At 71.0% G+C, this 6,069-nt stretch carries 6 protein-coding genes; 5 read left to right on the top strand and 1 reads right to left on the bottom strand.

Features of this window, described 5'->3' with window-relative positions; genetic code table 11:
* Positions 1-11 precede the first annotated feature (11 nt).
* Genes ACY34M_RS29020 through ACY34M_RS29040 form a run of 5 tightly spaced genes read left to right on the top strand, consistent with a single transcriptional unit; the run spans position 12 to position 5,728 of the window.
* Positions 12-968, top strand: coding sequence for a phosphotriesterase family protein (locus ACY34M_RS29020; RefSeq protein ID WP_462721272.1), 957 nt, complete (start codon positions 12-14; stop codon positions 966-968).
* 15 nt (positions 969-983) lie between these two features.
* On the top strand, positions 984-2,093 hold the full coding sequence (locus ACY34M_RS29025; protein ID WP_462721273.1) for an FAD-dependent oxidoreductase: 1,110 nt from the start codon (positions 984-986) through the stop codon (positions 2,091-2,093).
* A 5-nt stretch (positions 2,094-2,098) separates the two neighbouring features.
* Positions 2,099-3,022 carry an alpha/beta hydrolase gene (locus ACY34M_RS29030; protein WP_462721274.1) on the top strand — a complete coding sequence of 308 codons (924 nt, stop codon included), beginning with the start codon at positions 2,099-2,101 and terminating at the stop codon, positions 3,020-3,022.
* 5 nt (positions 3,023-3,027) lie between these two features.
* Entirely contained in the window at positions 3,028-3,966 is a 939-nt protein-coding gene (locus ACY34M_RS29035; protein ID WP_462721275.1) for an MBL fold metallo-hydrolase, read from the top strand.
* 19 nt (positions 3,967-3,985) lie between these two features.
* On the top strand, positions 3,986-5,728 hold the full coding sequence (locus ACY34M_RS29040; protein ID WP_462721276.1) for a CocE/NonD family hydrolase: 1,743 nt from the start codon (positions 3,986-3,988) through the stop codon (positions 5,726-5,728).
* A gap of 79 nt (positions 5,729-5,807) precedes the next feature.
* Here ACY34M_RS29040 and ACY34M_RS29045 read toward each other — a convergent pair.
* Positions 5,808-6,069 (bottom strand): universal stress protein (locus ACY34M_RS29045; protein WP_462721277.1); only part of this gene is annotated, 262 nt, incomplete at its 5' end.

A 6,069-nucleotide genomic window follows, 5' to 3' on the forward strand; every position in this document is an offset into this window, starting at 1 on the left:
AGGTGAGCGCAGTGTCGCGAGTGAACACCGTCCTGGGGCCGATCCCCGCCGAGGAACTCGGCTTCGTGGCGATCCACGAACACATCGGCTACGGCATGCCCGGCTCCGAACTGGACACGCAGTGGTGGCAGAGCCCCGAGCGGCGCTACGAGGAGACCGTCCCGAAGCTGCGCCGCTTCCACGAACTCGGCGGCGGCACCTTCGTCGACGCGACCGGCATCTGCAACGGCCGCGACGTCGATTACTACAAGTCCCTCTCGGCGAAGACCGGCGTGCACATCGTCGCCTGCACCGGATTCGTCGGCGGCGACACCGCGCTGCCGCACTTCGCGCGCGCCGATGTCGACTACCTGGCACGGCAGTTCGTCCACGAGATCACCGTCGGCATCGGCGACACCGGCAGCAGGGCCGGAGTGATCAAGGTGGGCGTGAGCCGGGGCGGCCGCATGACCGACCTGGACAAGCGCATCTACCGCGCCGCCGCCCGCGCCGCGCTCGCCACCGGCGTGCCGATCCTGACCCACCTCGCGATCGACGCCGAGAACGCCGTGGCGATCTTCAATGAAGAGGAACTCCCGCTGGACCGAGTGCTGTTCGGGCACGTGGACGACGGGGTCAACGCCGACAGGACGCGCGACGTCTGGATCGCCGAGCAGGGCGGCCGCATCGGCTTCGACACCTTCGGCTACGAGACCGAGCTGCCCGACCCGCCGTTCTGGGCCCGACCCCGGCGAGAGCGCCTGGACCACTTCCTGCGGTTCGTCGACGGAGGCCGCCGCATCGGCCAGGTCCTCGCCTCCGCCGACGCCAACTGCTCCCCGCTCGGCTGGCCCGGCGTCAAGGGCCACACCGTCAACTACCTCTTCGACGAACTGATCCCGGACCTGCGCGCCGCCGGCCTCGACGAGGCGGCCCTCCGGACGCTCTTCGTCGACAACCCCGCCGGCTTCCTGACCATCCAGAAGTAGGAGAGAGCCCCTCCCATGCAGGACCTGAAAGACCTCAAGATCGCCGTCGTCGGAGCGGGCTACGGCGGCGCCGCCGCGGCCAAGGCCCTCGGCCTGCTCGGCGCGGACGTCACCGTGTACGAGCAGGCGAGCCGGATCCGCGAGGTCGGCGCCGGCATCGGCCTGCGCCCCGTCACCATGAACCGCTTCCGCGAGTGGGGGATCCACGACGCGATCGCCGAAGTCAGCTCGCCCAGCGAGTACTTCGAGATCCTCACCGCCACCGGCGCCCCGATCCTGAAGGAGGCCTGGCCGGCCGACGGGACACAGACCCGCACCCACCTCGTCCACCGCGGCGACTTCATCGAGGCCCTGCTCGGTGTGCTCCCCGAGGGCATGGTGCGCCTCGGCCACCGCCTCGAGACCATCGAGGACAGGGGCGAAGGAGCCGTGCTGACCTTCGCCGACGGCACGACCGCCGAGGCCGACCTCGTCGTCGGCGCCGACGGCATCAAATCCGTCGTGCGGCAGCGGCTCTTCAGCGACAAGGGCCCGGTGTTCTCCGGCGAGCACGCCTACCGCGCCGTCATCTCCGTGGCCGACGCCCGCGGCATGGTCACCGACGACAACCTGCGCATGTACATCGGCCGCGGCACGAAGGTCTACCTGCTGCCGCTGCGCCACCGCGACCAGGTGTCCTTCGACATCACCGCCCTGTGCCCGGACGGCACCTGGACACCGCGGGTCACCAAGGAGGACATGCTGCGCACCGTCGAGGGCTTCGACGAGCGGCTCGTGGACATCACACGCGGCCTCGACATGGACACCGTCAACATCCGCGCCGTGTACGACATCGACCCCATCGACACTTGGCACTCGGACTCCGTCGTCCTCATCGGCGACGCCGCGCACTCGATGCTGCACCACCAGGGCCAGGGCGCCAACTCGGCCATCGAGGACGCCGGTGCCCTCGCCGACGCCCTGCGCGCCGCGGACTCCCTGAAGGAAGCGCTGGCCCAGTACCAGGCCACGCGCAAGCCCGTCACCGACAAGCTGCAGGCCATCTCGCGGCAGGGCTGGGCCGAGGACGAGATCGACGAGGTCTTCCCCGGCCAGCAGCCCACGCCCACCGCGACCAAGGAGTGAGAACCATGCCGCTGCACCCCGAGATCTCGACGTTCCTCGCGACCCTCCCGCCCCCGCCCGAGGGCCCGCTCGACCCGGTCGCGATGCGCGCCGACGAAGAGGCCCACGTACCGCCCGTCGAGGAGCGCCTGCCGCTGCACGCGGTCGAGGACCGCACCGCGCACACCGACTCCGGCGACGTACCGATACGCGTCTACACACCCACCGACACCGACCGGCACGGGCTGCTGATCTACTTCCACGGGGGAGCGTTCTTCCTCGGCAGCCTGGAGACCCACGACCACGTCGCACGTTCGCTGGCGAAGGAGACGGGCCTGAAGGTCGTCTCCGTGGACTACCGCCGGGCGCCGGAAGCCGCCTTCCCGGCCGGTCTCGACGACTGTTGCGCCGTCACCCGCTGGGCCGCCGAGCAGGGCGAATCACTGGGCTGGGACGGCACGGTCCTCGCCGTCGCGGGCGACAGCTCCGGCGGCACCTTCGCCGCCGCGGTCGCGGCGCGGGCGCACGACGAGGGCTTCGACCGGATCACCCACCAGATCCTCTACTACCCGTCCCTCGACCTGGACTTCGACGAGGACCGCTACGCCTCGCTGAGGGAGAACGCCGTCGGGTACGGCCTGGAGACGGCAGGGCTCAAGCCGTTCAACTCCTTCTACCTCGACAGCGGCGCCGACCCGGCCGACCCGCTCGTCTCCCCGGTCAAGCGGAAGGACCTGAGCGGACTGCCGCCGGCCCTGGTCGTCACCGCCGAGTTCGACCCGATGCGCGACGAGGGCGAGCTGTACGGCAGCCGGCTCCGGCAGGCCGGTGTCGCGGCGACGGTGAGCCGGTACGAGGGCGCGGGCCACGGCTTCGTCCAGCACTTCTCGTGGATCCCCGAGTACCACCGGGTGTTCGCCGAGACCCGCGACTTCCTCACCGGGCGCTGAGGCCCATGACCCACGACGTCACCGTCCACCCCCTTTTCTCGCCCTGGGGCCGCTTCGGTCTCTACAGCTTCTACGTCGACGCACCGGAACCCGCGATCGTCGACACCGGGATCGCCACCTCTCCCGCCGAGGGCATGGCGCCGGCCCTGGAGGCCGTCGGGCGGCGCATCGAGGACGTGCGCTGGATCCTGCTGACACACGGTCACATCGACCACCTCGGCGGGGCGCACGCCCTGTGGGAGCTCACCGGCCGCCGGGCACAGGTGGTGATCCACGAGGCCGACGCCCCCATGCTGCGCTCGCGGCGCGCGCATGTGGAGGAGTACCTCGCCGGACGCGGCCGGTACCTGAAAGACCCCGACGGCGAGGCCAGGATCACCGCGGCGGCCGACGCCGTCATCTCCGGCGAGCTGGAGCCGACCCTGCTCGTGAAGGGCGGGGAGACACTCCGCCTCGGCGGCGATGTCACCGTCTCGGTGCACGCGCTCCCGGGACACACACCCGGCTCGGTCGCCTACGAAATCGACGGCCAGGGCGCGGTGTTCACCGGCGACGCCGTCCAGGTCCACGGCGCGGCCAACGGCTTCCCCGGCTACACGGACCCGGCCGCCTACCGCGCCGGACTGCGGCACCTGCGCGACAAGGTGCGTCCGCGCCGCCTCTACCTCGGCCACCCCTACCGCAGGGCCGACGGCACACCGTACGGCGTCGAACTCGACGAGGCGCAGGCGCGGGAGGCCATCGACCAGAGCCTCGCCGCGGAGGCGCGGGTCGCCGGGGCCGCCTGCCGCTGCCTGGGGGAGGGCCTCATGGAGACGGACTCCCCGTACTCCCCGTTCGCCGGGGCCGCCGAGGAACTCGGCTACACCGGCGACCCCACGCTCGAACCGTCGCCGTTCTTCACCTCGATGCACGCCTACCGCACACGCGGCGAGCACGCGTAACACAGGAGCTTCCGCAGACATGACCGACCATCACACCATCCAGGCGGGCGGGCAGACCATCGCCGTCCGCAAGGACCTCCGGGTGCCGATGCGCGACGGCGTCACGCTGGCCGCCGACACCTACAGCGCCACGTCCGACACACCACGCCCCGCGCTCGTCGCCCTGAGCCCCTACGGCAAGGAACTCCAGGCCCTCGCCCTCACCACGCCCCCGCAGCGCCGCCCCAGCCCGATGTGGGACGGCTGCGTCGAGGCGGGCGACATCGCACGCGTCGTCAAGGAGGGCTACGTCCACGTCATCGGCGACCTGCGCGGCTCCGGCGCCGCCGAGGGCGAGCACATCGGCAACTACAACGCCGGCGGCGTCCCCCTCGGCCAGGACGCCCACGACTTCATCGAATGGGTCGCGGCGCAGCCGTGGTGCGACGGCAACGTCGGCATGATCGGCATCTCGTACTTCGGCTCCATGCAGGTGCTGGCGGCGGCCGAACGCCCGCCGTCCCTCAAGGCCATCTTCGTCAGCGGCGGTCACTACGACTTCTACGAGACGACGTACCACGGCGGTGTCATGTGGTTCATGCCGCGCGCCGCCCGCGAGGGCCGGGGCGGCGACTCCGGCTGGGCGTTCACCGACCGCGTCAAGTCCCGCATGCTGGAGACGTATTCGCCCGAGGAGATCAGGAAGCGGGTCGCCGAGCGGCTGCGCGACCCGGACGTGGCCGCCTGGCCGAACCTGGTGCACGTCCTCAACTACCCGAAGCACCACGAGGCGTGGTTCGACATCGTCATGAACGAGGTCGACGGCGACTGGTACGAAGAGCGGAACCCGATCACCCTCGCACCCGCCGTCGACATCCCGGTCTGGCTCCAGATCGACCAGGGCCGCGGCTGGACGATGGACGGCACCATCGAGCTGTACAAGGCGCTGAACGGCCCGAAGAAGCTCGACATCGGCCCCTACCCGCCGATGCAGTCGCGCCCCTTCGTCGAGGAGCACGACAAGATGTTCCGCTGGTACGAGTACTGGCTCAAGGGCATCGACAACGGCGTCATGGACGAACCGGCCGTCAGCGTCCACGTGGAGGGCTCCCGCGAGACCGTCACGGGGGAGCAGTGGCCTCCGAGGAACGTGGAACACCGCCCGCTGTACCTGCGCCCGCGCCGCGGGCTCTCCTGCGAGCCCGAGCCCATGGGCGCCGAACACGCCGCCCCCGACGGCTTCTACCAGGCACCCCTGACGGTGACCGACACGGTGGAGATGCTCAGCTGGAGCACCGCCCCGTTCACCGCACCCACCGAGATGATGGGCCAGGGCGCGGCCCACCTCTTCGCCGAGATCGACCAGCCGGACACCAACTTCATCCTGCGCCTGTGGGACGAGGCACCGGGCGGCAAACGGCAACTCGTCACCACCGCCTACCTCAAGGCGTCGCACCGGGAACTCGACGAGGAACACACCACCGAGGGCGACCCGTACCACCCGCACACCCGCGCGGTGCCGGTCGAGCCCGGCAGGATCGAGGAGTACGTGCTGCGGATCTACCCGTTCGCGGCGACGTTCCTGCCCGGCCACCGACTGGTCGCGGAGCTCTCCAACGCGGAACCGCTCGCCGACGACCACAACGCGCTGCTGCCCCCGGACGCCTTCCACCTCCCGGTGGGCCGCCCCGTCACCCACAAGATCTTCCGGGACGCCGGACACCCGTCCAGGCTGGTGCTGCCGTTCGTGCGGACGGCGACGCAAACTGCCGCGCTTCCGTGAAGAGCGGTGGAACCTCCAGGTCCTCGGTGCGACCGCGAGTGGCCGGACCCACTCCTGGACCTTCGACGAAGCCGGTACGTCAGTCGTGGGGCACCACGGCGACCGGGCAGGCAGCGTGGTGCAGCAGGGCGTGACCGACCGGGCCGAGCTGCAGTCCGATGGAGCTGCGGCGGCGCCGGGCGCCGACGACCAGCAGGTCCGAGACCGCGGATGCCTCCACCAGCACGTCGCGGGCCCGGCCCTCGTGGGCCTGCGAGTGCTCCGCGACGCCGCCGTGGACCTCGCGCGGATCGTGCAGCACGGCCGTCAACTCGTTCTCGGCGTGCACCACATGGGCCTCG

It is taken from the genome of Streptomyces sp. EDA2-14 (assembly GCF_054963755.1).

Bases quoted from the DNA above. Each gene is read 5' to 3' on its own strand.
- ACY34M_RS29035 (WP_462721275.1), top strand. From the start codon at position 3,028: ATGACCCACGACGTCACCGTCCACCCCCTTTTCTCGCCCTGGGGCCGC.
- ACY34M_RS29025 (WP_462721273.1), top strand. From the start codon at position 984: ATGCAGGACCTGAAAGACCTCAAGATCGCCGTCGTCGGAGCGGGCTAC.
- ACY34M_RS29030 (WP_462721274.1), top strand. From the start codon at position 2,099: ATGCCGCTGCACCCCGAGATCTCGACGTTCCTCGCGACCCTCCCGCCC.
- ACY34M_RS29040 (WP_462721276.1), top strand. From the start codon at position 3,986: ATGACCGACCATCACACCATCCAGGCGGGCGGGCAGACCATCGCCGTC.